Below are 20,804 nucleotides of genomic sequence, written 5' to 3'. Positions count from 1 at the left end.
CGGCTTTTTCATTCCGACGCCCTGAAGTTCTCGGGCTTGACGATCAGCAGCCCGCGCGGCAGCGCACGCCTGGCCAGTGCCAGCACCGCCTTGTCGCGCGAGACCAGCCAGCGTGCGCCGCCGGACAGCGCGAGGTCGATGAACTTCTGATCGTCGGGATCGCGGCAGACCAGTCGGCCGGCGAGAGGCTGCTGCGCGATGGCGTCGACGGCGACTGCGTGCGCATCGAGCTGCGCCTCGATGAAGGCCAGGTCCGGCGTGTAGCTGGCCGCCACGCCGCGGCCCAGCACATGGCGGATCTCGTCGCGCATCGCCGGTGCCACCAGCCAGCGCAGTGCGCCCGACGTGACGGCAGCGGTCAGCGCCGCCACGCGTGCATCGCGGAACACCAGCCAGTCCATGACGACCTGGGTGTCGATGACGATGGCCGGGAGGGCGTCGGGGCCGTCGATGGCGGAAGCGTGCGGAGCGGCGGTGTCCATGCCGCCAGCTTAAACGGTCGCCCGTTCGAGCCCTTGTGCCGAAGTTGCCGGCGGACTACAATCCTCGGCTCTCCGCCTTTTGGGCGTCGTATTGCCGTGGGCGCACGCAAGTGCGCCGGCAACGCGCCCGAAAAGCGGGGCTCACTGACTTCAAACGGGAACAAGTCGCTTTATGCCAACCATCAATCAGCTGGTGCGCCACGGTCGAGAGGCCGAGGTCACCAAGTCCAAGTCGCCTGCGATGCAGAACTGCCCGCAGCGCCGCGGTGTCTGCACCCGCGTCTACACCACCACGCCGAAGAAGCCGAACTCGGCTCTGCGTAAGGTCGCCAAGGTGCGCCTGACCAACGGCTTCGAGGTCATCTCCTACATCGGCGGCGAAGGCCACAACCTGCAAGAGCACAGCGTCGTGCTGGTGCGCGGCGGCCGTGTGAAGGACCTGCCGGGTGTGCGTTACCACATCGTCCGCGGCTCCCTCGACCTGCAGGGCGTCAAGGATCGCAAGCAGTCGCGCTCCAAGTACGGCGCGAAGCGTCCGAAGAAGTAAATCGTCTGTTCGGGCTCAGCTCTATCGCTGACCCAACGTTGTTGCGGCCAATCTGGCCGAGTAAGTGGATGGCCCCAGATGTCGGTGGTCGTCCAGCGGAGCGAGGCAAAAAAGCCCCTCCAACTGAAGCAGAAGGAAGAATCCCATGCCACGTCGTCGCGAAGTACCCAAGCGCGAGATCCTGCCGGACCCCAAGTTCGGTTCCGTCGATCTGTCCAAGTTCATGAACGTCATCATGGAATCGGGCAAGAAGGCCGTCGCCGAGCGCATCATCTACGGTGCCCTGGACCAGGTCGAGAAGAAGATCGGCAAGGATCCGCTGGAAGTGTTCATGGTCGCCCTGAACAACGTGAAGCCCATGGTTGAAGTGAAGTCCCGCCGTGTCGGCGGTGCGAACTACCAAGTTCCCGTGGGAGTTCGCCCCGTCCGCCGGATGGCCCTCGCCATGCGCTGGCTCAAGGAATCCGCTCGCAAGCGCGGTGAGAAGTCGATGGCCCAACGCCTGGCCAATGAACTGCTGGAGGCCTCCGAAGGCCGTGGCGGCGCGATGAAGAAGCGCGACGAAGTTCACCGCATGGCAGAAGCCAACAAGGCGTTCTCGCACTTCCGCTTCTAAACTCATCGTCTTTCGGCCGCCTCGGGTTTACACCAACCCGCTGGCGGCTCCTGTCTTCTGGAGCAAACCATGGCCCGCAAAACCCCCATCGAGCGCTACCGCAATATCGGTATCTCCGCGCACATCGATGCCGGCAAGACCACCACGACCGAACGCATCCTCTACTACACCGGTGTGAACCACAAGATCGGTGAAGTGCACGACGGCGCCGCCACGATGGACTGGATGGAGCAGGAGCAAGAGCGCGGCATCACGATCACGTCGGCCGCGACGACCTGCTTCTGGAAGGGCATGGACATGTCCTACCCCGAGCACCGCTTCAACATCATCGACACCCCCGGACACGTCGACTTCACCATCGAGGTGGAGCGTTCGATGCGCGTGCTGGACGGCGCCTGCATGGTGTACTGCGCCGTGGGTGGCGTGCAGCCCCAGTCGGAAACCGTCTGGCGCCAGGCCAACAAGTACAAGGTGCCCCGTCTTGCCTTCGTGAACAAGATGGACCGCACCGGCGCGAACTTCTTCAAGGTCGTCGACCAGATGAAGACCCGCCTGAAGGCCAATCCCGTGCCCGTGGTCATTCCCATCGGCGCCGAGGAAAACTTCAAGGGCGTGGTGGACCTCTTCAAGATGAAGGCCATCATCTGGGACGAAGCCTCCCAGGGCATGAAGTTCACCTTCGAAGACATCCCCGCCGACCTCGTCGGTGTCGCCCAGGAATGGCGCGAGAAGATGGTCGAGGCCGCCGCCGAAGCCACCGAAGAGCTGATGAACAAATACCTCGAGACGGGTGATCTGTCCGAGGAAGAGATCAAGCTCGCGATCCGTCAGCGCACCATCGCGACCGAGATCCAGCCGATGCTCTGCGGCACCGCCTTCAAGAACAAGGGTGTGCAGCGCATGCTGGACGCCGTCATCGACTTCCTGCCGTCGCCGCTGGACATCCCGCCGGTCTCGGGCACCGACGAAGACGACCAGCCCATCACGCGTCAGCGCACCGACGAGGAGAAGTTCTCGGCGCTGGCCTTCAAGCTGATGACCGACCCCTACGTCGGCCAGCTGACCTTCGTGCGCGTCTACTCGGGCGTGCTGCAGTCGGGCGCGACCGTCTACAACCCGATCCGCGGCAAGAAGGAGCGCATCGGCCGTATCCTGCAGATGCACGCCAACCAGCGTGAGGAAATCAAGGAAATTCTGGCCGGCGACATCGCCGCCTGCGTGGGCCTGAAGGACGTCACCACGGGCGAAACCCTGTGCGACCCCGAAGCCGTCATCACGCTCGAGAAGATGATCTTCCCGGAGCCGGTGATCTCGCAGGCCGTCGAGCCCAAGACCAAGGCCGACCAGGAAAAGATGGGCATCGCGCTGGGCCGTCTGGCTGCCGAAGACCCGTCCTTCCGTCTGCGCACCGATGAAGAGTCCGGCCAGACCATCATCTCCGGCATGGGCGAGCTGCACCTGGAAATCATCGTCGACCGCATGAAGCGCGAGTTCGGCGTGGAAGCCAACGTCGGCAAGCCGCAGGTGGCCTACCGCGAAACCATCCGCAAGACCGCGACCGACGTCGAAGGCAAGTTCGTGCGCCAGTCCGGCGGCAAGGGCCAGTACGGTCACGTCGTGCTGACGCTCGAACCGCAGGAGCCGGGCAAGGGCTTCGAGTTCGTCGACGCCATCAAGGGCGGCGTGGTTCCTCGCGAGTACATCCCCGCGGTCGAGAAGGGCATCATCGACAGCCTGCCGAACGGCGTGCTGGCCGGCTTCCCGGTCGTCGACGTCAAGGCCACGCTGACCTTCGGTTCCTACCACGACGTGGACTCGAACGAAAACGCGTTCAAGATGGCCGCCTCCATGGGTTTCAAGGAAGCCATGCGTCGCGCCAGCCCCGTCATCCTCGAACCGATGATGGCCGTGGAAGTCGAGACGCCGGAAGACTACGCCGGTACCGTCATGGGTGACCTGTCCAGCCGTCGCGGCATGGTGCAGGGCATGGACGACATGGTCGGCGGTGGCAAGGTCATCAAGGCCGAAGTGCCGCTGAGCGAAATGTTCGGCTACTCCACGTCGCTGCGCTCGGCCACGCAAGGTCGCGCGACCTACACGATGGAGTTCAAGCACTACTCCGAAGCGCCCAAGAACGTTGCCGACGCCATCATCCTGGCGCGCGGCAAGTCCTGATCCGCTTCTGAACCGAATCGTCTTCGCAGCAGTCCACCCGCTTGGCCAGTCGGCGGGAATCACGGGCGCTGCGGAAACGCTAAACCAACAGACTGGCGAGATGCTCTTTTTGGAGAATTGAAATGGCAAAAGGCAAGTTTGAACGGACCAAGCCGCACGTGAACGTGGGCACGATCGGTCACGTGGACCACGGCAAGACGACGCTGACGGCGGCGATCGCGACGGTGCTGTCCAAGAAGTTCGGCGGCGAGGCCAAGGCCTACGACCAGATCGACGCAGCGCCCGAAGAAAAGGCCCGCGGCATCACGATCAACACCGCCCACGTCGAGTACGAGACGGCCAACCGCCACTACGCGCACGTGGACTGCCCCGGCCACGCCGACTACGTCAAGAACATGATCACCGGCGCCGCCCAGATGGACGGCGCCATCCTGGTGTGCTCGGCCGCTGACGGCCCGATGCCCCAGACCCGCGAGCACATCCTGCTGGCCCGCCAGGTCGGCGTGAAGTACATCATCGTCTTCCTGAACAAGTGCGACATGGTCGACGACGCCGAGCTGCTCGAGCTCGTCGAAATGGAAGTGCGCGAACTGCTCTCCAAGTACGACTTCCCCGGTGACGACACCCCCATCGTCAAGGGCTCGGCCAAGCTGGCCCTGGAAGGCGACACCGGCGACCTGGGCGAGCAAGCCATCATGCGCCTGGCCGACGCGCTGGACACCTACATCCCCCAGCCCGACCGTGCCGTTGACGGCGCCTTCCTGCTGCCCGTGGAAGACGTGTTCTCCATCTCCGGCCGCGGCACCGTCGTGACCGGTCGCGTCGAGCGCGGCGTGATCAAGGTCGGCGAAGAAATCGAAATCGTCGGCATCCGCGAAGTCCAGAAGACCACGGTCACGGGCGTCGAAATGTTCCGCAAGCTGCTGGACCAGGGCCAGGCGGGCGACAACGTCGGCATCCTGCTGCGCGGCACCAAGCGCGAAGACGTCGAGCGCGGCCAAGTGCTGGCCAAGCCCGGCACCATCAAGCCCCACACCCACTTCACCGCTGAGATCTACGTTCTGAGCAAGGAAGAGGGCGGCCGCCACACACCGTTCTTCAACAACTACCGTCCCCAGTTCTACTTCCGCACGACGGACGTGACCGGCGCGGTGGAACTGCCCAAGGACAAGGAAATGGTCATGCCCGGCGACAACGTCGGCATCACCGTGAAGCTGATCGCGCCGATCGCGATGGAGCAGGGCCTGCGCTTCGCCATCCGTGAAGGTGGCCGCACCGTCGGTTCTGGCGTCGTCGCCACGATCCTCGAGTAATCACGCGTGACGTGCACCGGGTGGCTGCCGCCCGGTGCTCACCCCGCTCTTTAAGGAAACGTCATGCAAAAGCAAAAGATCCGCATCCGCCTGAAGGCGTTTGATTACAAGCTGATCGACCAGTCGGCCCTCGAGATCGTCGAGACCGCCAAGCGCACCGGCGCCATCGTCAAGGGCCCCGTGCCCCTGCCGACCCGCCTGGAGCGTTTCGACATCCTGCGTTCGCCGCACGTCAACAAGACCAGCCGCGACCAGTTCGAGATCCGCACCCACCAGCGCCTGATGGACATCGTCGATCCGACCGACAAGACGGTCGACGCGCTGATGAAGCTCGACCTGCCCGCCGGCGTCGACGTCGAAATCAAGCTGCAGTGATTTCCCAGGCCTCCGGGCCTGTGGAATTCCCGAGGCCCCGGCCCTGTCTCGACGGGCCGGGGCCTTGTCTTTGGTGCAACGCTTGCATCAGGACTATCCCTCAAGCTATACTCGCTAGCTTTTCTGGCCCCGCTTGCGCGGGACCAGGTTCGCGCTGCACCGCTGACGCGGCGCAGCAAGGTCAGCCCGGCCAATCGATGTCGGGTGTTCGTAATGGCTTCGGTCGCGAGAGCGATTGGGGCTGGAGAAAAACATGAGTCTGAGCAACCGTCTCGGTTTGCTGGGCCGCAAGGTGGGCATGATGCGCATCTTCACGGACGATGGCGATGCCATTCCCGTGACGGTGCTGGACGTGTCCAACAACCGCGTGACCCAGGTCAAGACCCAAGAGACCGACGGCTACAGCGCCATCCAGGTGGCGTTCGGTGCGCGCAAAGCTTCGCGCGTGACCAAGCCGGAAGCCGGCCACCTCGCCAAGGCGGGTGTCGAAGCCGGTCGAATCCTCAAGGAATTCCGCGTCGAAGCCGACGTCGCCGCCCAGTACCAAGCTGGCGCGACCGTCCCGGTGACGCTGTTCGCCGCCGGCCAGCTGGTCGACGTGCAGGGCACGTCCATCGGCAAGGGCTACGCCGGCACCATCAAGCGCCACAACTTCAGCTCGCAGCGCGCGTCGCACGGCAACAGCCGTTCGCACAACGTGCCGGGCTCGATCTCGATGGCGCAGGACCCGGGTCGCGTGTTCCCGGGCAAGAAGATGACCGGCCATATGGGCGACGAGACCGTCACCACCCAGAACCTGGACATCGTGCGCGTTGACGAAGCCCGTCAGCTGCTGCTGGTCCGCGGTGCGGTGCCGGGCGCCAAGAACGGCCATGTGGTCGTGCGCCCCGCCGTCAAGGTCAAGATCAAGAAGGGAGCCAACTGATGCAGCTCGAGCTCCTGAACGAGCAGGGTCAGGCCACCGCCAAGGTGGACGCGCCTGACACCGTCTTCGCTCGCGACTACAACGAAGCCCTGGTGCACCAGGTGGTCGTGGCCTTCCAGGCCAACGCCCGCCAAGGCACCCGCGCCCAGAAGGACCGTGAACAGGTCCATCACTCGACCAAGAAGCCTTTCCGCCAGAAGGGCACCGGCCGCGCTCGTGCCGGTATGACCTCGTCGCCGCTGTGGCGCGGGGGCGGCCGCATCTTCCCGAACCTGCCTGACGAGAACTTCTCGCACAAGCTGAACAAGAAGATGTACCGCGCCGGCATGGCTGCGATCCTGTCGCAGCTGGCCCGTGAAGGCCGCCTGGCCGTGGTGGATTCGATCTCGGTCGAAGCCCCCAAGACCAAGCTGCTGGCCGCCAAGTTCAAGGCCATGGGCCTGGACTCGGTGATGGTCATCGCCGACACCGTGGACGACAACCTGCTGCTGGCCTCGCGCAACCTGGCCAACGTGCTCGTCGTCGAGCCGCGCTACGCCGACCCCCTGTCGCTGGTCTTCTACAAGAAGGTGCTGGTGACCAAGGCCGCGGTCGAGCAACTCAAGGAGATGCTGGCATGACTTCCAAGCAATCCGCCACCAAGTTTGCAGAAGGCCGTCTGGCCTCGGTGCTGCTCGCGCCCATCGTGTCCGAAAAGGCCACGCAAGTCGCCGAGAAGCACAACCAGGTGCTGTTCAAGGTCCTGCGCGACGCCACCAAGCCCGAGATCAAGGCCGCCGTTGAACTGATGTTCAAGGTCGAGGTCGAGTCGGTCAACGTCGTCCAGGTCAAGGGCAAGACCAAGCGCTTCGGTGGCCGCGCCGGCCGCCGTGACCACGTCAAGAAGGCCTATGTGGCCCTCAAGGCCGGTCAAGAGCTCAATTTCGGGGAGGCCGCATAAATGGCCATCGTCAAAGTCAAGCCGACTTCGCCCGGCCGCCGTGGCGTCGTCAAGGTGGTGCACAAGCATCTGCACAAGGGCGCGCCCCATGCAGCCTTGCTTGAGCCGCAAATCCAGAACTCCGGCCGCAACAACAACGGTCACATCACGATTCGCCACAAGGGCGGTGGTCACAAGCACCACTACCGCGTGGTCGACTTCAAGCGCAACAAGGACGGCATTCCGGCCAAGGTCGAGACCATCGAGTACGACCCGAACCGCACCGCCCACATCGCGCTGGTGTGCTACGCCGACGGCGAGCGCCGCTACGTGATCGCCCCGCGCGGCCTGGAAGTCGGCGCAACCATCCTGAGCGGCGCCGAAGCGCCGATCAAGGCTGGCAACACGCTGCCGATCCGCAACATCCCGGTGGGTTCGACCATCCACTGCATCGAACTGCTGCCCGGCAAGGGTGCCCAGATGATCCGTTCGGCTGGCGCTTCCGCCGTCCTGATGGCTCGTGAAGGCGTCTACGCCCAGGTCCGCCTGCGCTCCGGCGAAGTCCGCCGCGTGCACATCGACTGCCGCGCCACCATCGGTGAAGTGAGCAACGAAGAGCACAGCCTGCGTCAGTACGGCAAGGCCGGCGCGATCCGCTGGAAGGGCGTCCGCCCGACAGTCCGCGGCGTCGCCATGAACCCGGTGGACCACCCGCACGGTGGTGGCGAAGGCCGCACCGGCGAAGGCCAGGTCCCGGTTTCGCCTTGGAACACGATGACCAAGGGCTACCGCACTCGCAACAACAAGCGCACGCAGACGTTCATCGTTTCGCGTCGCAAGAAGTAAGGGCTAGGCCATGACTCGCTCGCTGAAGAAAGGCCCCTTCGTCGACCATCACCTGATGGTCAAGGTCGACAAGGCTGTGGCCAACAAGGACAAGAAGCCCATCAAGACCTGGTCGCGTCGCTCCACGATCCTGCCCGAGTTCATCGGTCTGACGATCGCCGTGCACAACGGCAAGCAGCATGTGCCGGTCTATGTGTCCGACCAGATGGTTGGCCACAAGCTGGGTGAATTCGCACTGACCCGCACCTTCAAGGGCCACCCGGCCGACAAGAAGGCCGGTAAGAAGTAAGGATGCCGACGATGGAAACCAAAGCAATCGTTCGCGGCGTTCGCCTGTCGTGTGACAAGGGCCGCCTCGTGGCGGACATGATCCGCGGCAAGAAGGTGGACCACGCCCTCAACATCCTGACCTTCACCCAGAAGAAGGCGGCCCTGATCATCAAGAAGGCGCTGGAAAGCGCCATCGCCAACGCCGAGCACAACGACGGCGCTGACATCGATGAGCTCAAGGTCACCTCGATCTACGTCGAACAGGGTGCCACGCTGAAGCGCTTCTCGGCTCGCGCCAAGGGCCGCGGCAACCGCATCAGCAAGCCCACCTGCCACATCTTCGTGGCTGTCGGCAACTAAGGCGCAAGAAGACTATGGGACAGAAAATCCATCCGGTTGGCTTCCGCCTTCCTGTCACCCGTAACTGGGCTTCGCGCTGGTACGCGAACAACCAGAACTTCGCCACGATGCTGGCCGAAGACCTGCAGGTTCGCGACTACCTGAAGGCCAAGCTCAAGAATGCCGCCGTCTCGCGCATCCTGATCGAGCGCCCCGCCAAGAACGCCCGCATCACGATCTTCTCGGCTCGTCCGGGCGTCGTGATCGGCAAGAAGGGCGAGGACATCGAAGCGCTGAAGGCCGAGCTGACCAAGCGTCTGGGCGTGCCCGTCGCCGTCAACATCGAAGAAGTGCGCAAGCCCGAAGTCGATGCCCAACTGATCGCCGACTCGATCACCCAGCAGCTCGAAAAGCGCATCATGTTCCGCCGCGCGATGAAGCGCGCGATGCAGAACGCCATGCGTCTGGGCGCCCAGGGCATCAAGATCATGAGCGCCGGTCGCCTGAACGGCATCGAAATCGCTCGTACCGAGTGGTATCGCGAAGGTCGTGTGCCCCTGCACACCCTGAAGGCCGACATCGACTACGGCTTCTCCGAGGCCAAGACCACTTACGGCGTCATCGGCGTCAAGGTCTGGGTCTACCGCGGTGACCGCCTGGCCAATGGCGAGGCCCCCGTCATCAACACCCCCGCTGGCGCCGAAGACGATCGTCGCCCGCGCCGTAACGCCCGTCCGGGCGCTCCCGGTGGCCGTGGCCGCCCGGGTGGCGACCGTGGCCCGCGTGACGGAGCAGATCAGCCCGCTGCCGCCGCCCCCACGGGTGACGCAGCCAAGCCCGCTGGCAAGCGTGTGATCCGCAAGGCTCCCGCTGCCGGTGAGGCCAAAGGAGAATAAGCATGCTGCAACCCGCTCGTCGTAAATACCGCAAGGAGCAGAAGGGCCGCAACACTGGTGTTGCGACCCGTGGCGCCGCGGTGTCTTTCGGTGATTTCGGCCTGAAGGCCACCGAGCGCGGCCGCCTGACGGCCCGCCAGATCGAGGCGGCTCGCCGCGCGATCTCCCGCCACATCAAGCGTGGCGGCCGGATCTTCATCCGCGTCTTCCCGGACAAGCCCATCTCGCAAAAGCCTGCCGAAGTCCGTATGGGTAACGGCAAGGGCAACCCCGAGTACTACGTCGCCGAGATCCAGCCGGGCAAGGTGATCTACGAGGTCAACGGCGTGCCGGAAGAGCTGGCTCGCGAGGCGTTCACGCTGGCCGCTGCCAAGCTGCCGCTGCGCTGCACCTTCGTGGCCCGCCAGGTCGGTACCTGAGGAAGGACACCATGAAAGCAACTGAACTCCGCGCCAAGGACGTCGCTGCCCTCGAAAAGGAAGTGACCGACCTGCTGAAGGCCCACTTCGGCCTGCGCATGCAAAAGGCCACCCAGCAGCTGACCAACCACAGCCAGCTGGGCAAGACCCGCCGCGACATCGCGCGTGCCAAGACTGTTCTGGCACAAAAGAAGAAGGAGGCCGCGAAATGACTGAGGCCCAAGTGAAGAACACCCGCACCCTGGTGGGTCGCGTGGTCAGCGACAAGCGCGCCAAGACGGTCACCGTCCTGGTCGAGCGTCGCGCCAAGCACGAGCTCTACGGCAAGATCGTGGCCCGTTCCCGCAAGTACCACGCCCACGACGAAAAGGGCGAGTACAAGATGGGCGACGTGGTCGAGATCAGCGAAGGCCGTCCGATCTCCAAGACCAAGAGCTGGGTCGTGACCCGCCTGGTCGAGAAGGCCGAGATCGTCTAAAGACAACGGTCGCATGACCGCTGCACAACCGGCGCGCTGGGCAACTGGCGGGCCGGTTTTTTTGTTTTGAGAATCCCATTCACCGAGGAACGACACCATGATCAAGGTTGGCGACAAGCTGCCGGCTGGCAGCCTGCAGGAATTCATCGAAGTGGAAGGCGAGGGCTGCTCGCTCGGCCCCAACAGCTTCGACATCGAGAAGGCCACGGCCGGCAAGACCATCGCCATCTTCGGCCTGCCCGGCGCCTTCACGCCGACCTGCTCGGCCAAGCATGTGCCCGGCTATGTCGAATCCGCCGAGGCGCTGAAGGCGGCCGGCGTCGACGAGATCTGGTGCGTGTCGGTCAACGACGCCTTTGTCATGGGCGCCTGGGGGCGTGACCAGAAGACGGCCGGCAAGGTGCGCATGATGGCCGATGGCAGCGCCGCCTTCGCCCAGGCCACCGGCCTGACGCTGGACCTGACCGCCAAGGGCATGGGCCTGCGCTCGCAGCGCTACTCGATGCTGGTCAAGGACGGTGTCGTCAAGACGCTGAACGTCGAAGGTCCGGGCAAGTTCGAGGTCAGCGACGCCGCGACGATGCTGGGCCAGGCCAAGTCGGCCTGATGCATCCCGGTCGAGCCGGCCCGAACCGGCTCGACCCCGCTGGGCCTGCGCCGCGGGTCCAGCAAAAACTTCTGCGCCAGGCATTGACGGCCCCAGGGTTCTCACTGCATAATGCGCAGCTTCGCCGAACGCTAGGCACATGAGCAATGTGCTGTGGCCTCGGATCCGCCCTCAACCGTCGGGCAGCGAGTGGTGCAACGCCGCGAACTGATCGACTTACGGGCCCAAGACTGACCGACTGACGCTTCGCGCCTTTCGGGACAAGTTGGGGACAGACATGATTCAAATGCAATCGCGGCTTGATGTCGCGGACAACACTGGCGCGAAGTCGGTTCAGTGCATCAAGGTGCTGGGCGGCTCCAAGCGCCGCTATGCGCACATTGGCGACATCATCAAGGTCAGCATCAAGGAAGCTGCCCCGCGTGGTCGCGTGAAGAAGGGCGAGGTCTACAGCGCCGTGGTCGTTCGCACCGCCAAGGGCGTGCGCCGCCAGGACGGCTCGCTCGTCAAGTTCGACGGCAATGCCGCCGTGCTGCTCAACGCCAAGCTGGAGCCCATCGGCACCCGCATCTTCGGCCCGGTCACGCGCGAACTGCGCACCGAGCGCTTCATGAAGATCGTGTCGCTGGCGCCCGAGGTGCTCTGAGCCCCCACTGTCTGAGGTAAGCCATGAACAAGATCCGTACCGGCGACCAGGTCATCGTGTTGACCGGCCGCGACAAGGGCAAGCGCGGCGCCGTGTCCGCGCGCACCGATGCCGACCACGTCGTGGTCGAAGGCGTCAATGTCGTGAAGAAGCACGTCAAGCCCAACCCCATGAAGGGCACCACCGGCGGCGTCGTCGACAAGACCATGCCCATCCATCAATCCAACGTGGCGATCTTCAATGCCGCGTCCGGCAAGGCCGATCGCGTGGGCGTCAAGCTCGTCGACGGCAAGCGGGTGCGCGTCTTCAAGTCGACCGGCGAAGAGATCAAGGCTTAAGAGGTCCGACATGGCTCGTCTGCAAACGCATTACCGCGAAAAAATCGTGCCCGGCCTGGTCGAGAAGTTCGGCTACAAGTCGGTCATGGAGGTGCCCCGCATCACCAAGATCACGCTCAACATGGGCGTGAGCGAGGCGGTCGCCGACAAGAAGGTCATGGATCACGCCGTGGGCGACCTGACCAAGATCGCCGGCCAGAAGCCCGTGGTCACCAAGTCCAAGAAGGCCATCGCCGGCTTCAAGATCCGCGACGGCGTGCCCATCGGTGCGATGGTCACCCTGCGTGGCGTCCAGATGTACGAATTCCTGGACCGCTTCGTGACGATCGCGCTGCCGCGCGTTCGCGACTTCCGTGGTATCTCCGGCCGCTCGTTCGACGGCCGTGGCAACTACAACATCGGCGTCAAAGAGCAAATCATCTTCCCCGAGATCGAGTACGACAAGGTGGATGCTCTGCGTGGTCTGAACATCAGCATCACGACGACTGCCAAGACGGACGACGAAGCCAAGGCTCTGCTGGCTGCGTTCAAGTTTCCGTTCAAGAACTGAGGTGACCCGTGGCAAAACTCTCGATCAAACAACGTGAGCTGAAGCGCGAGGCGCTGGTCGCCAAGTTCGCCAAGAAGTACGCCGAACTGAAGGCCATCATCGACGACGGCAAGAAGTCCGAGGAAGAGCGCTACGCCGCCCGCCTCGAGCTGCAAAAGCTGCCCCGCAATGCCTACCCGACTCGCCTGCGCAACCGCTGCGAGCTGACGGGTCGTCCGCGCGGCACCTTCCGCAAGTTCGGTCTGGCCCGCAACAAGATCCGTGAACTGGCCTTCAAGGGCGACATCCCCGGTGTCGTCAAGGCCAGCTGGTAATCATCGGCTGATAGGAGATATCGCAAATGAGCATGAGTGATCCCATCGCCGATATGCTGACCCGCATCCGCAACGCGCAGATCGTCGAAAAGACGAACGTTGTGATGCCGTCGTCCAAGCTGAAGGTGGCGATTGCCAAGGTCCTGAAGGACGAAGGCTATATCGACGACTTCGCCGTGCGTGGCGAAGCCGCCCGTCCGGAACTGGAAATCTCGCTGAAGTACTACGCTGGCCGTCCGGTCATCGAGCGCATCGAGCGTGTCAGCCGTCCCGGCCTGCGCATCTACAAGGGCCGCCACGACATTCCTCAGGTCATGAACGGCCTGGGCGTGGCGATTGTGACGACCCCGCAAGGCGTCATGACGGACCGCAAGGCCCGCGCTGCCGGTATCGGCGGCGAGGTGCTCTGCTACGTCGCCTAAGCGAAGGAGTACCCACAATGTCCCGCGTTGGAAAAATGCCGGTCAACGTCCCGCAAGGCGTGGACGTGACCATCGGCGCTGAAGCCATCAGCGTCAAGGGCTCGCTCGGCACGCTGGTGCGTCCGTCGAACAAGCTCGTCACCGTCAAGAACGAAGCCGGCAAGCTGAGCTTCGTGCCCGTGAACGAATCGGCCGAAGCCGATGCGATGAGTGGCACGATGCGCGCGCTGGTGGCCAATATGGTCAACGGCGTCAGCAAGGGCTTCGAGAAGAAGCTGAACCTGGTCGGCGTGGGCTTCCGCGCCCAGGCCCAGGGCCAGAAGCTCAACCTGCAGATCGGTTTCTCCCACCCCGTGGTGAAGGACATGCCGGCCGGCATCAAGGTCGAGTGCCCGACCCAGACGGAAATCATCATCAAGGGCGCTGACCGCCAGGTCGTCGGCCAGATCGCCGCCGAGGTGCGCGCCTTCCGTCCGCCCGAGCCCTACAAGGGCAAGGGCATCCGTTACTCGGACGAGAAGGTCTCCCTCAAAGAGACCAAGAAGAAGTAAGGAGCAGCGCCATGATGACCAAGAAAGAACAACGCCTGCGTCGTTCGCGCCAGACCCGCGCTCGCATCGCGATCCAGCGCGTGGCCCGTCTGACCGTGTTGCGCTCCAACACCCACATCTACGCCCAAGTCATTTCCGAAGACGGCGCCCGTGTGCTGGCCTCGGCCTCCACGGTCGAGAAGGAAGTGCGCGAACAGCTGAGCAATGGCGGCAACGTCGCCGCTGCGGCGCTGATCGGCAAGCGCATCGCCGAGAAGGCCAAGGCCGCCGGCGTCGAGAAGGTCGCGTTCGACCGTGCCGGTTTCGCCTACCACGGCCGCGTCAAGGCGCTGGCCGAGGCCGCCCGCGAAGCCGGTCTGCAGTTCTGACGCATCAAGGAATACGAAATGGCAAAGTTTCAACCCCGCGCGCAGACCGAAGGCAATGACGACGGCCTGAAGGAAAAGATGATCGCGGTGAACCGCGTGACCAAGGTGGTGAAGGGCGGCCGTACGCTGTCCTTCGCGGCGCTGACCGTGGTCGGTGACGGCGATGGCCGCATCGGCATGGGCAAGGGCAAGGCCAAGGAAGTGCCGGTCGCGGTGCAGAAGGCCATGGAATCGGCCCGCCGCAATATGGTCAAGGTCCAGCTCAAGAACGGCACCATCCACCACAACGTGGTGGGCGAGCATGGTGCGGCTCACGTGATCATGGCTCCGGCTCCTGCCGGTACCGGCGTCATCGCCGGCGGCCCGATGCGCGCCGTCTTCGAAGTGATGGGCGTGACCGACATCGTGACCAAGAGCCACGGTTCGACCAACCCTTACAACATGGTCCGCGCCACGCTGGACGCTCTGAAGCGTTCCACGACGGCGTCGGAAGTCGCTGCCAAGCGCGGCAAGACGGTTGAAGAAATCTTCAACTGATCGCCAGAGCGGAGCACAAGATGTCTGACAAGAAAACCGTGACGGTCAAGCTGGTGCGCAGCCCCATCGGCTGCCGCGCCTCGCACCGTGCCACCGTGGTCGGCCTGGGTCTGCGCAAGCTGAACAGCCAGAGCACGCTGGAAGACACGCCCGCCGTGCGCGGCATGATCAACAAGATCGCCTACCTGGTTCAGGTGCTGTGATGGAACTCAACACGATCAAGCCCGCAGAGGGCGCCAAGCACGCCAAGCGCCGTGTCGGCCGTGGCATCGGCTCGGGCCTGGGCAAGACCGCGGGTCGCGGTCACAAGGGCCAGAAGTCGCGCGCCGGTGGCTACCACAAGGTCGGCTTCGAAGGCGGCCAGATGCCGCTGCAGCGTCGCCTGCCCAAGCGCGGCTTCAAGTCGCTGACGCTGAAGTACAACGCCGAGATCACGCTGTCGGACCTGCAAGTCCTGGCCGGCGACGAGATCGACGTGTCGACGCTGAAGGCCGTCGGCCTCGTGCCGCAGCTGGCCAAGTCGGTCAAGGTCATCCTGTCTGGCGCCATCGAGCGCAAGGTCACGCTGAAGGGCGTGAACGCCACGAAGGGCGCCAAGGCGGCCATCGAGGCGGCGGGCGGCTCGGTCGCTTAAACCAGCGCACAAGGAACTGATCCAGCGTGGCTACCAACGCGAATCAGCTGGCCAAGAGCGGCAAGTTCGGCGACCTGCGTCGCCGGCTTGTGTTCCTGCTGCTGGCTCTGGTCGTCTACCGCATCGGGGCGCATATCCCCGTGCCCGGTATCGACCCGAACCAGCTGGCCCAATTCTTCAAGGGTCAGGCCGGTGGCATCCTGAGCCTGTTCAACATGTTCTCGGGCGGCGCGCTGTCGCGCTTCACCGTGTTCGCGTTGGGCATCACGCCTTACATCTCGGCTTCCATCGTCATCCAGCTGATGACCTATGTCGTCCCGACGCTGGAGCAGCTGAAGAAGGAAGGCGAGGCGGGCCGCCGCAAGATCACCCAGTACACCCGTTACGGCACGCTGGGCCTGGCTCTGTTCCAGAGCCTGTCGATCGCGCTGGCGCTGGAAGGCTCTGCCGGTCTCGTGATCAGTCCCGGTTTCGGCTTCCGCCTGACGGCCGTATCCAGCCTGGTGGCCGGCACGATGTTCCTGATGTGGCTGGGTGAGCAGATCACCGAGCGCGGTCTGGGCAATGGCATCTCGATCCTGATCTTCGGCGGTATCGCCGCGGGTCTGCCGGGCGCCATCGGCGGCCTGTTCGAGCTGGTGCGGACCGGTGCGATGGGCCCTGGCTCGGCAATCTTCGTCGTCGCCGTCGTGGTCGCCGTGACCTTCGGTGTCGTGTTCGTCGAGCGTGGCCAGCGCAAGATCCTGGTGAACTACGCCAAGCGCCAGGTCGGCAACAAGGTCTATGGCGGCCAGTCGTCGCACCTGCCGCTGAAGCTGAACATGTCGGGCGTGATCCCGCCGATCTTCGCGTCGTCCATCATCCTGCTGCCGACAACGGTGGTGAGCTGGTTCGCGACCGGTGACGGCCTGCGCTGGCTGAAGGATCTGGCGGACATGGTCCGCCCGGGCCAGCCGATCTATGTGCTGCTGTACTCGGCGGCGATCGTGTTCTTCTGCTTCTTCTACACGGCGTTGGTGTTCAACAGCCGTGAGACGGCCGACAACCTGAAGAAGAGCGGCGCGTTCATCCCCGGCATCCGCCCGGGTGAACAGACCGCAAAGCACATCGACAAGATCCTGTCGCGGCTGACGCTGGCCGGTGCGATCTACATCACGCTGGTCTGCCTGTTGCCCGAGTTCCTGACGCTGAAGTACAACGTGCCGTTCTACTTTGGTGGCACCTCGCTGTTGATCATCGTCGTCGTGACGATGGACTTCTGGGCCCAGGTGCAGAGCTACATCATGAGTCAGCAGTACGAATCGCTGCTGAAGAAGGCCAGCTTCAAGCCCAACTGAGGGCCCGAAGCTGTACATGGGAAAAAATTGATTTAACCCACACGAAGCGCAGACATGTCGAAAGACGACGTCATCCAGATGCAGGGTGAGATTCTTGAGAACCTCCCCAATGCGACGTTTCGTGTGAAGTTGGAGAACGGGCATGTCGTTCTCGGTCACATCTCCGGCAAGATGCGGATGCACTACATCCGCATCCTCCCCGGCGACAAGGTGACCGTGGAGCTGACGCCCTACGATTTGAGTCGTGCTCGCATCGTGTTCCGGGCGAAGTGAGCTGTTTGAACCCCCGGACGCGTCAAGAGCGCATAAGAGTTAGGCCAAGGAGCAGACCATGAAAGTTTCGGCATCCGTGAAGCAGATGTGCCGCAATTGCAAGATCATCCGCCGCAAGGGCGTGGTGCGTGTGATCTGCACCGACCCGCGCCACAAGCAGCGCCAGGGCTGATTGGCCGCACGACAGGACTAGAGGACCACCATGGCACGTATTGCTGGTATCAACATTCCGCCGCAAAAGCACACTGAGATCGGTCTGACCTCGATCTACGGCATTGGCCGTACGACCGCCCAGAAGATCTGCACCACCTGCGGCATTCCGTTCGACAAGAAGGTCAAGGATCTGACCGACGGCGATCTCGAAAAGATCCGTGACGAGGTCAACAAGCTGACCATCGAAGGCGATCTGCGCCGCGAGCAATCCATCAACATCAAGCGCCTGATGGACCTCGGCTGCTACCGCGGTTTCCGTCACCGCCGCGGCCTGCCGATGCGCGGCCAGCGCACCCGCACGAATGCCCGCACCCGCAAGGGTCCGCGCAAGTCGGCGGCGACCGGCAAGAAGTAAGCTGCCCGAACTGAAAGAAGGTCAATATGGCAAAGGCTCCCAACAATTCGGCGGCTCAACGCGTTCGCAAGAAGGTCCGCAAGAACGTCGCTGACGGCATCGCGCATGTCCACGCCTCGTTCAACAACACCATCATCACCATCACCGACCGTCAAGGCGGCGCCCTGTCCTGGGCTTCGTCGGGTGGCCAGGGCTTCAAGGGCTCGCGCAAGTCGACGCCCTTCGCAGCCCAGGTGGCGGCTGAGGTGGCCGGCCGTGCCGCTCAAGAGCAGGGCATCAAGAACCTGGACGTCAAGATCAAGGGCCCCGGCCCGGGTCGTGAGTCGTCGGTGCGTGCTCTTGCGGCGCTGGGCATCCGCATCAACTCGATCTCCGACGTGACGCCGGTGCCGCACAACGGCTGCCGTCCGCAGAAGCGTCGTCGCATCTAAACCCCCACCTCTCGGTGACAGGGATATTGCAGAAGCGGATGACAGTGCGATAATCGCGCGTTTTCCCGGAGCCGGCGGGCACTTTGTGCCGCGCCGGCTTCAGTCTTGAGTCAATCTCCTTTCGAGATCAGCTCATAAGCCCACCGTCCAAGCCCACAACAACACCGGCTGGACTCGCGTCAGGCAAACCCTGGCGTCAGATTGAACAAGGACACTCAAAGTGGCACGCTACCTCGGCCCCAAGGCCAAACTTTCCCGCCGTGAAGGCACTGACCTCTACCTGAAGAGCGCCCGCCGCGCCATCAGCGACAAGGCCAAGTTCGACAGCAAGCCCGGCCAGCACGGCCGCACCTCGGGCCAGCGCACCAGCGACTTCGGCCTGCAGCTGCGCGAGAAGCAGAAGGTCAAGCGCATGTACGGCGTGCTCGAGCGTCAGTTCCGCCGCTACTTCGCCGAGGCCGAACGCCGCAAGGGCTCGACCGGCGTGAACCTGCTGCAGCTGCTGGAATCGCGTCTGGACAACGTCGTCTACCGCATGGGCTTCGGCTCGACGCGTGCAGAAGCCCGTCAACTGGTTTCGCACAAGGGCGTGACGGTGAACGGCGAGGTCGTCAACATCGCTTCCTATCTGGTCAAGGCCGGTGACACCGTGGCCGTGCGCGAAAAGGCCAAGAAGCAGCTGCGCGTGACCGAGGCCTTCAAGCTGGCCGACTCCATCGGTCTGCCGGCCTGGGTGGCCGTCGACGGCACCAAGCTGGAAGGCGTGTTCAAGAAGGCCCCGGACCGCGACGAGTTCGGCGCCGAGATCAACGAATCGCTGATCGTCGAGTTGTACTCGCGTTAATCGTTCCCCCCGCCGACCGCGTCCACCTGGGCGCGGTCGGCGTTTCCTCGTCCGGGCCTAGTTGCCCTTCGAAGGCTCTGCCCGGCTGGTCCTCAGCCTTATCGGTGTAACGAACCGAGGGTATTGAAAGAAAGACCTCATGCAAACCAACTTGCTCAAACCCAAGTCCATCAACGTGGAGCCCCTGGGCGGTCATCGCGCCAAGGTCACGCTGGAGCCGTTCGAACGCGGCTACGGTCACACCCTGGGCAATGCCCTGCGCCGTGTGCTGCTCTCGTCGATGGTGGGTTATGCGCCGACGGAAGTGACGATCGCCGGCGTGCTGCACGAGTACTCGGCCATCGACGGCGTGCAAGAGGACGTGGTTCACATCATGCTGAACCTCAAGGGCGTCGTCTTCCGCCTGCACAACCGCGAGGAAGTGACCCTGGTCCTGCGCAAGGAAGGTGAAGGCCCCGTCACCGCGGCCGACATCCAGACCCCGCACGACGTCGAGATCATCAACCCCGAGCACGTCATCGCCCACCTGTCGCAAGGCGGCAAGCTCGACATGCAGATCAAGGTCGAGAAGGGCCGCGGCTATGTGCCCGGCACGATGCGCCGCTTCGGCGACGAGCCGACCAAGAGCATCGGCCGCATCGTGCTCGACGCCTCGTTCTCGCCCGTCAAGCGCGTCAGCTACGCCGTCGAGAACGCCCGCGTCGAGCAGCGTACCGACCTGGACAAGCTGGTCATGGAAATCGAAACCAACGGCGCCATCTCGCCCGAGGAAGCGATCCGTGCCTCGGCCAAGATCCTGGTCGAGCAACTGGCCGTCTTCGCCCAGCTGCAAGGCACCGACCTGGTCGACGCCTTCGACCAGCCGGCCCAGCGCTCCAGCAGCTTCGACCCGATCCTGCTGCGCCCGGTCGACGAGCTCGAGCTGACGGTGCGTTCGGCTAACTGCCTGAAGGCCGAAAACATCTACTACATCGGCGACCTGATCCAGCGCACCGAGACCGAACTGCTGAAGACCCCCAACCTGGGTCGCAAGTCGCTCAACGAGATCAAGGAAGTCCTGGCTTCCCGCGGCCTCACCCTCGGCGCCCGCCTCGAGAACTGGCCTCCGCAGGGTCTCGACAAGCGTTGATTTTTTGAAGTGGTCGGGGCGTTGACCAACCCCGACCGGTGCACCCGCCAGTACCTGATCCGGCTGGCGGCATTAACGAAGTGAAAGGAATAGCACCATGCGTCACCGTAACGGCCTCCGCAAACTCAACCGCACCAGCGCCCACCGCGCTGCCATGCTGCGCAATATGTGCGTTTCGCTGCTGCAGCACGAAGCCATCAAGACCACGGTCCCCAAGGCCAAGGAACTGCGTCGTGTCGTCGAGCCCCTGATCACGCTCGCCAAGGAACCCACGCTGGCCAACCGCCGCCTGGCTTTCGACCGCCTGCGCGACCGCGACATCGTCGGCAAGCTCTTCAACGAGCTGGGCCCGCGTTTCGCGAACCGCCCGGGCGGCTACACCCGCATCCTGAAGATGGGCTTCCGCGTCGGCGACAACGCGCCCATGGCCTTCGTCGAACTGGTGGACCGCCCCGAAGGTGAGACCGAAGGCGTTGCCGCCGAATAAGCTCAGCCCCGGCTGATCTGCAGAGCCCGCCTTGAGCGGGCTTTTTTGCGGTGCGCCCGGCAGGGTGCACCTACTCGGAGGTGAGAGTCCTCTATCAGCCCGGCAAGGGGAATGGTTAGCCAATGGCAAGGGTTCCGCGGGTGACTGTGGGTCTGAAGGAAGCCGGAT

General features: G+C 63.8%; 35 protein-coding genes. 34 read left to right on the top strand and 1 reads right to left on the bottom strand.

Annotation, left to right across the window (positions count from 1 at the left end; all coding sequences use genetic code 11):
• Window positions 1–8: 8 nt before the first annotated feature.
• Complete coding sequence (locus NYP07_RS23015; RefSeq protein ID WP_268154390.1) at window positions 9–482, bottom strand: PIN domain-containing protein; 474 nt, start codon at window positions 480–482, stop codon at window positions 9–11.
• 172 nt (window positions 483–654) lie between these two features.
• Between NYP07_RS23015 and rpsL the strand changes: the two genes are divergently transcribed.
• From rpsL to rplQ, 34 genes are all read left to right on the top strand, one after another.
• Complete coding sequence (gene rpsL, locus NYP07_RS23010; RefSeq protein ID WP_056194784.1) at window positions 655–1,029, top strand: 30S ribosomal protein S12; 375 nt, start codon at window positions 655–657, stop codon at window positions 1,027–1,029.
• 145 nt (window positions 1,030–1,174) lie between these two features.
• Window positions 1,175–1,645: a 30S ribosomal protein S7 gene (rpsG, locus tag NYP07_RS23005; protein WP_268154386.1), complete on the top strand. Its 471-nt coding sequence runs from the start codon at window positions 1,175–1,177 to the stop codon at window positions 1,643–1,645.
• 69 nt (window positions 1,646–1,714) lie between these two features.
• Window positions 1,715–3,820 (top strand): elongation factor G, encoded by a 2,106-nt coding sequence (gene fusA / locus NYP07_RS23000; protein ID WP_268154384.1) that lies wholly within the window; start codon window positions 1,715–1,717, stop codon window positions 3,818–3,820.
• A gap of 122 nt (window positions 3,821–3,942) precedes the next feature.
• A complete protein-coding gene (gene tuf, locus NYP07_RS22995) occupies window positions 3,943–5,133 on the top strand; it encodes an elongation factor Tu (protein WP_268154382.1) in 1,191 nt (396 codons plus the stop codon).
• A 63-nt stretch (window positions 5,134–5,196) separates the two neighbouring features.
• On the top strand, window positions 5,197–5,508 hold the full coding sequence (rpsJ, locus tag NYP07_RS22990) for a 30S ribosomal protein S10 (RefSeq protein ID WP_132576760.1): 312 nt from the start codon (window positions 5,197–5,199) through the stop codon (window positions 5,506–5,508).
• Between the two features lie 253 nt (window positions 5,509–5,761).
• Window positions 5,762–6,433 (top strand): 50S ribosomal protein L3, encoded by a 672-nt coding sequence (gene rplC / locus NYP07_RS22985; protein WP_268154380.1) that lies wholly within the window; start codon window positions 5,762–5,764, stop codon window positions 6,431–6,433.
• Entirely contained in the window at window positions 6,433–7,053 is a 621-nt protein-coding gene (rplD, locus tag NYP07_RS22980) for a 50S ribosomal protein L4 (protein ID WP_132576758.1), read from the top strand. The genes rplC and rplD overlap by 1 nt, the downstream gene beginning before the upstream one ends.
• Window positions 7,050–7,373 carry a 50S ribosomal protein L23 gene (gene rplW, locus NYP07_RS22975; RefSeq protein ID WP_268154378.1) on the top strand — a complete coding sequence of 108 codons (324 nt, stop codon included), beginning with the start codon at window positions 7,050–7,052 and terminating at the stop codon, window positions 7,371–7,373. The genes rplD and rplW overlap by 4 nt, the downstream gene beginning before the upstream one ends.
• Complete coding sequence (rplB, locus tag NYP07_RS22970; RefSeq protein ID WP_268154376.1) at window positions 7,374–8,198, top strand: 50S ribosomal protein L2; 825 nt, start codon at window positions 7,374–7,376, stop codon at window positions 8,196–8,198.
• 10 nt (window positions 8,199–8,208) lie between these two features.
• Window positions 8,209–8,487, top strand: a complete 279-nt coding sequence (gene rpsS / locus NYP07_RS22965) for a 30S ribosomal protein S19 (protein WP_132576755.1) — start codon at window positions 8,209–8,211, stop codon at window positions 8,485–8,487.
• An 11-nt stretch (window positions 8,488–8,498) separates the two neighbouring features.
• Window positions 8,499–8,828 carry a 50S ribosomal protein L22 gene (gene rplV / locus NYP07_RS22960; RefSeq protein WP_088484479.1) on the top strand — a complete coding sequence of 110 codons (330 nt, stop codon included), beginning with the start codon at window positions 8,499–8,501 and terminating at the stop codon, window positions 8,826–8,828.
• 14 nt (window positions 8,829–8,842) lie between these two features.
• Complete coding sequence (gene rpsC, locus NYP07_RS22955) at window positions 8,843–9,703, top strand: 30S ribosomal protein S3 (protein WP_268154371.1); 861 nt, start codon at window positions 8,843–8,845, stop codon at window positions 9,701–9,703.
• Between the two features lie 2 nt (window positions 9,704–9,705).
• A complete protein-coding gene (gene rplP / locus NYP07_RS22950) occupies window positions 9,706–10,122 on the top strand; it encodes a 50S ribosomal protein L16 (RefSeq protein WP_119046639.1) in 417 nt (138 codons plus the stop codon).
• Between the two features lie 11 nt (window positions 10,123–10,133).
• A complete protein-coding gene (rpmC, locus tag NYP07_RS22945) occupies window positions 10,134–10,334 on the top strand; it encodes a 50S ribosomal protein L29 (RefSeq protein WP_268154368.1) in 201 nt (66 codons plus the stop codon).
• A complete protein-coding gene (rpsQ, locus tag NYP07_RS22940; RefSeq protein ID WP_132576752.1) occupies window positions 10,331–10,600 on the top strand; it encodes a 30S ribosomal protein S17 in 270 nt (89 codons plus the stop codon). The genes rpmC and rpsQ overlap by 4 nt, the downstream gene beginning before the upstream one ends.
• A gap of 97 nt (window positions 10,601–10,697) precedes the next feature.
• Window positions 10,698–11,207, top strand: coding sequence for a peroxiredoxin (locus tag NYP07_RS22935; RefSeq protein ID WP_268154365.1), 510 nt, complete (start codon window positions 10,698–10,700; stop codon window positions 11,205–11,207).
• Window positions 11,208–11,484: 277 nt separating this feature from the next.
• A complete protein-coding gene (gene rplN, locus NYP07_RS22930) occupies window positions 11,485–11,853 on the top strand; it encodes a 50S ribosomal protein L14 (protein ID WP_056194233.1) in 369 nt (122 codons plus the stop codon).
• A 23-nt stretch (window positions 11,854–11,876) separates the two neighbouring features.
• Window positions 11,877–12,191, top strand: a complete 315-nt coding sequence (gene rplX / locus NYP07_RS22925) for a 50S ribosomal protein L24 (protein ID WP_268154362.1) — start codon at window positions 11,877–11,879, stop codon at window positions 12,189–12,191.
• Between the two features lie 10 nt (window positions 12,192–12,201).
• Window positions 12,202–12,741 (top strand): 50S ribosomal protein L5, encoded by a 540-nt coding sequence (gene rplE, locus NYP07_RS22920; RefSeq protein ID WP_132576749.1) that lies wholly within the window; start codon window positions 12,202–12,204, stop codon window positions 12,739–12,741.
• A gap of 8 nt (window positions 12,742–12,749) precedes the next feature.
• A complete protein-coding gene (gene rpsN, locus NYP07_RS22915; protein WP_268154359.1) occupies window positions 12,750–13,055 on the top strand; it encodes a 30S ribosomal protein S14 in 306 nt (101 codons plus the stop codon).
• Window positions 13,056–13,081: 26 nt separating this feature from the next.
• A complete protein-coding gene (gene rpsH / locus NYP07_RS22910; protein WP_119046642.1) occupies window positions 13,082–13,477 on the top strand; it encodes a 30S ribosomal protein S8 in 396 nt (131 codons plus the stop codon).
• A 17-nt stretch (window positions 13,478–13,494) separates the two neighbouring features.
• Window positions 13,495–14,028 (top strand): 50S ribosomal protein L6, encoded by a 534-nt coding sequence (gene rplF, locus NYP07_RS22905; RefSeq protein WP_268154355.1) that lies wholly within the window; start codon window positions 13,495–13,497, stop codon window positions 14,026–14,028.
• An 11-nt stretch (window positions 14,029–14,039) separates the two neighbouring features.
• Complete coding sequence (rplR, locus tag NYP07_RS22900) at window positions 14,040–14,396, top strand: 50S ribosomal protein L18 (protein ID WP_268154353.1); 357 nt, start codon at window positions 14,040–14,042, stop codon at window positions 14,394–14,396.
• 18 nt (window positions 14,397–14,414) lie between these two features.
• On the top strand, window positions 14,415–14,933 hold the full coding sequence (gene rpsE, locus NYP07_RS22895) for a 30S ribosomal protein S5 (RefSeq protein ID WP_132576745.1): 519 nt from the start codon (window positions 14,415–14,417) through the stop codon (window positions 14,931–14,933).
• A 20-nt stretch (window positions 14,934–14,953) separates the two neighbouring features.
• Complete coding sequence (gene rpmD / locus NYP07_RS22890; RefSeq protein ID WP_056877725.1) at window positions 14,954–15,136, top strand: 50S ribosomal protein L30; 183 nt, start codon at window positions 14,954–14,956, stop codon at window positions 15,134–15,136.
• Complete coding sequence (rplO, locus tag NYP07_RS22885) at window positions 15,136–15,567, top strand: 50S ribosomal protein L15 (protein WP_132576744.1); 432 nt, start codon at window positions 15,136–15,138, stop codon at window positions 15,565–15,567. Before rpmD ends, rplO begins: the two co-directional genes overlap by 1 nt.
• Window positions 15,568–15,593: 26 nt before the next feature.
• Window positions 15,594–16,904 (top strand): preprotein translocase subunit SecY, encoded by a 1,311-nt coding sequence (secY, locus tag NYP07_RS22880; RefSeq protein ID WP_268154347.1) that lies wholly within the window; start codon window positions 15,594–15,596, stop codon window positions 16,902–16,904.
• Between the two features lie 54 nt (window positions 16,905–16,958).
• Complete coding sequence (infA, locus tag NYP07_RS22875) at window positions 16,959–17,177, top strand: translation initiation factor IF-1 (protein WP_011830996.1); 219 nt, start codon at window positions 16,959–16,961, stop codon at window positions 17,175–17,177.
• Window positions 17,178–17,235: 58 nt separating this feature from the next.
• A complete protein-coding gene (rpmJ, locus tag NYP07_RS22870; protein WP_056194202.1) occupies window positions 17,236–17,349 on the top strand; it encodes a 50S ribosomal protein L36 in 114 nt (37 codons plus the stop codon).
• Window positions 17,350–17,379: 30 nt separating this feature from the next.
• Window positions 17,380–17,745 (top strand): 30S ribosomal protein S13, encoded by a 366-nt coding sequence (gene rpsM / locus NYP07_RS22865; protein WP_268154334.1) that lies wholly within the window; start codon window positions 17,380–17,382, stop codon window positions 17,743–17,745.
• A 26-nt stretch (window positions 17,746–17,771) separates the two neighbouring features.
• A complete protein-coding gene (rpsK, locus tag NYP07_RS22860) occupies window positions 17,772–18,176 on the top strand; it encodes a 30S ribosomal protein S11 (RefSeq protein ID WP_056194196.1) in 405 nt (134 codons plus the stop codon).
• Between the two features lie 220 nt (window positions 18,177–18,396).
• Window positions 18,397–19,020: a 30S ribosomal protein S4 gene (gene rpsD, locus NYP07_RS22855; RefSeq protein ID WP_268154324.1), complete on the top strand. Its 624-nt coding sequence runs from the start codon at window positions 18,397–18,399 to the stop codon at window positions 19,018–19,020.
• 139 nt (window positions 19,021–19,159) lie between these two features.
• Window positions 19,160–20,149, top strand: a complete 990-nt coding sequence (locus NYP07_RS22850) for a DNA-directed RNA polymerase subunit alpha (protein ID WP_056194188.1) — start codon at window positions 19,160–19,162, stop codon at window positions 20,147–20,149.
• A gap of 97 nt (window positions 20,150–20,246) precedes the next feature.
• Entirely contained in the window at window positions 20,247–20,636 is a 390-nt protein-coding gene (gene rplQ, locus NYP07_RS22845) for a 50S ribosomal protein L17 (RefSeq protein WP_268154318.1), read from the top strand.
• Window positions 20,637–20,804 lie beyond the last annotated feature (168 nt).

The organism is Pelomonas aquatica (genome assembly GCF_026712205.1).
Classification (GTDB): domain Bacteria; phylum Pseudomonadota; class Gammaproteobacteria; order Burkholderiales; family Burkholderiaceae_C; genus Pelomonas; species Pelomonas aquatica.
Note: the sequence above shows the minus strand (reverse complement) of the source record. Positions and strands in the feature narration are given on the sequence as shown.

Bases quoted from the DNA above. Each gene is read 5' to 3' on its own strand.
- NYP07_RS23015 (WP_268154390.1), bottom strand. From the start codon at position 482: ATGGACACCGCCGCTCCGCACGCTTCCGCCATCGACGGCCCCGACGCC.
- rpsL (WP_056194784.1), top strand. From the start codon at position 655: ATGCCAACCATCAATCAGCTGGTGCGCCACGGTCGAGAGGCCGAGGTC.
- rpsG (WP_268154386.1), top strand. From the start codon at position 1,175: ATGCCACGTCGTCGCGAAGTACCCAAGCGCGAGATCCTGCCGGACCCC.
- fusA (WP_268154384.1), top strand. From the start codon at position 1,715: ATGGCCCGCAAAACCCCCATCGAGCGCTACCGCAATATCGGTATCTCC.
- tuf (WP_268154382.1), top strand. From the start codon at position 3,943: ATGGCAAAAGGCAAGTTTGAACGGACCAAGCCGCACGTGAACGTGGGC.
- rpsJ (WP_132576760.1), top strand. From the start codon at position 5,197: ATGCAAAAGCAAAAGATCCGCATCCGCCTGAAGGCGTTTGATTACAAG.
- rplC (WP_268154380.1), top strand. From the start codon at position 5,762: ATGAGTCTGAGCAACCGTCTCGGTTTGCTGGGCCGCAAGGTGGGCATG.
- rplD (WP_132576758.1), top strand. From the start codon at position 6,433: ATGCAGCTCGAGCTCCTGAACGAGCAGGGTCAGGCCACCGCCAAGGTG.
- rplW (WP_268154378.1), top strand. From the start codon at position 7,050: ATGACTTCCAAGCAATCCGCCACCAAGTTTGCAGAAGGCCGTCTGGCC.
- rplB (WP_268154376.1), top strand. From the start codon at position 7,374: ATGGCCATCGTCAAAGTCAAGCCGACTTCGCCCGGCCGCCGTGGCGTC.
- rpsS (WP_132576755.1), top strand. From the start codon at position 8,209: ATGACTCGCTCGCTGAAGAAAGGCCCCTTCGTCGACCATCACCTGATG.
- rplV (WP_088484479.1), top strand. From the start codon at position 8,499: ATGGAAACCAAAGCAATCGTTCGCGGCGTTCGCCTGTCGTGTGACAAG.
- rpsC (WP_268154371.1), top strand. From the start codon at position 8,843: ATGGGACAGAAAATCCATCCGGTTGGCTTCCGCCTTCCTGTCACCCGT.
- rplP (WP_119046639.1), top strand. From the start codon at position 9,706: ATGCTGCAACCCGCTCGTCGTAAATACCGCAAGGAGCAGAAGGGCCGC.
- rpmC (WP_268154368.1), top strand. From the start codon at position 10,134: ATGAAAGCAACTGAACTCCGCGCCAAGGACGTCGCTGCCCTCGAAAAG.
- rpsQ (WP_132576752.1), top strand. From the start codon at position 10,331: ATGACTGAGGCCCAAGTGAAGAACACCCGCACCCTGGTGGGTCGCGTG.
- NYP07_RS22935 (WP_268154365.1), top strand. From the start codon at position 10,698: ATGATCAAGGTTGGCGACAAGCTGCCGGCTGGCAGCCTGCAGGAATTC.
- rplN (WP_056194233.1), top strand. From the start codon at position 11,485: ATGATTCAAATGCAATCGCGGCTTGATGTCGCGGACAACACTGGCGCG.
- rplX (WP_268154362.1), top strand. From the start codon at position 11,877: ATGAACAAGATCCGTACCGGCGACCAGGTCATCGTGTTGACCGGCCGC.
- rplE (WP_132576749.1), top strand. From the start codon at position 12,202: ATGGCTCGTCTGCAAACGCATTACCGCGAAAAAATCGTGCCCGGCCTG.
- rpsH (WP_119046642.1), top strand. From the start codon at position 13,082: ATGAGCATGAGTGATCCCATCGCCGATATGCTGACCCGCATCCGCAAC.
- rplF (WP_268154355.1), top strand. From the start codon at position 13,495: ATGTCCCGCGTTGGAAAAATGCCGGTCAACGTCCCGCAAGGCGTGGAC.
- rplR (WP_268154353.1), top strand. From the start codon at position 14,040: ATGATGACCAAGAAAGAACAACGCCTGCGTCGTTCGCGCCAGACCCGC.
- rpsE (WP_132576745.1), top strand. From the start codon at position 14,415: ATGGCAAAGTTTCAACCCCGCGCGCAGACCGAAGGCAATGACGACGGC.
- rpmD (WP_056877725.1), top strand. From the start codon at position 14,954: ATGTCTGACAAGAAAACCGTGACGGTCAAGCTGGTGCGCAGCCCCATC.
- rplO (WP_132576744.1), top strand. From the start codon at position 15,136: ATGGAACTCAACACGATCAAGCCCGCAGAGGGCGCCAAGCACGCCAAG.
- infA (WP_011830996.1), top strand. From the start codon at position 16,959: ATGTCGAAAGACGACGTCATCCAGATGCAGGGTGAGATTCTTGAGAAC.
- rpmJ (WP_056194202.1), top strand. From the start codon at position 17,236: ATGAAAGTTTCGGCATCCGTGAAGCAGATGTGCCGCAATTGCAAGATC.
- rpsM (WP_268154334.1), top strand. From the start codon at position 17,380: ATGGCACGTATTGCTGGTATCAACATTCCGCCGCAAAAGCACACTGAG.
- rpsK (WP_056194196.1), top strand. From the start codon at position 17,772: ATGGCAAAGGCTCCCAACAATTCGGCGGCTCAACGCGTTCGCAAGAAG.
- NYP07_RS22850 (WP_056194188.1), top strand. From the start codon at position 19,160: ATGCAAACCAACTTGCTCAAACCCAAGTCCATCAACGTGGAGCCCCTG.
- rplQ (WP_268154318.1), top strand. From the start codon at position 20,247: ATGCGTCACCGTAACGGCCTCCGCAAACTCAACCGCACCAGCGCCCAC.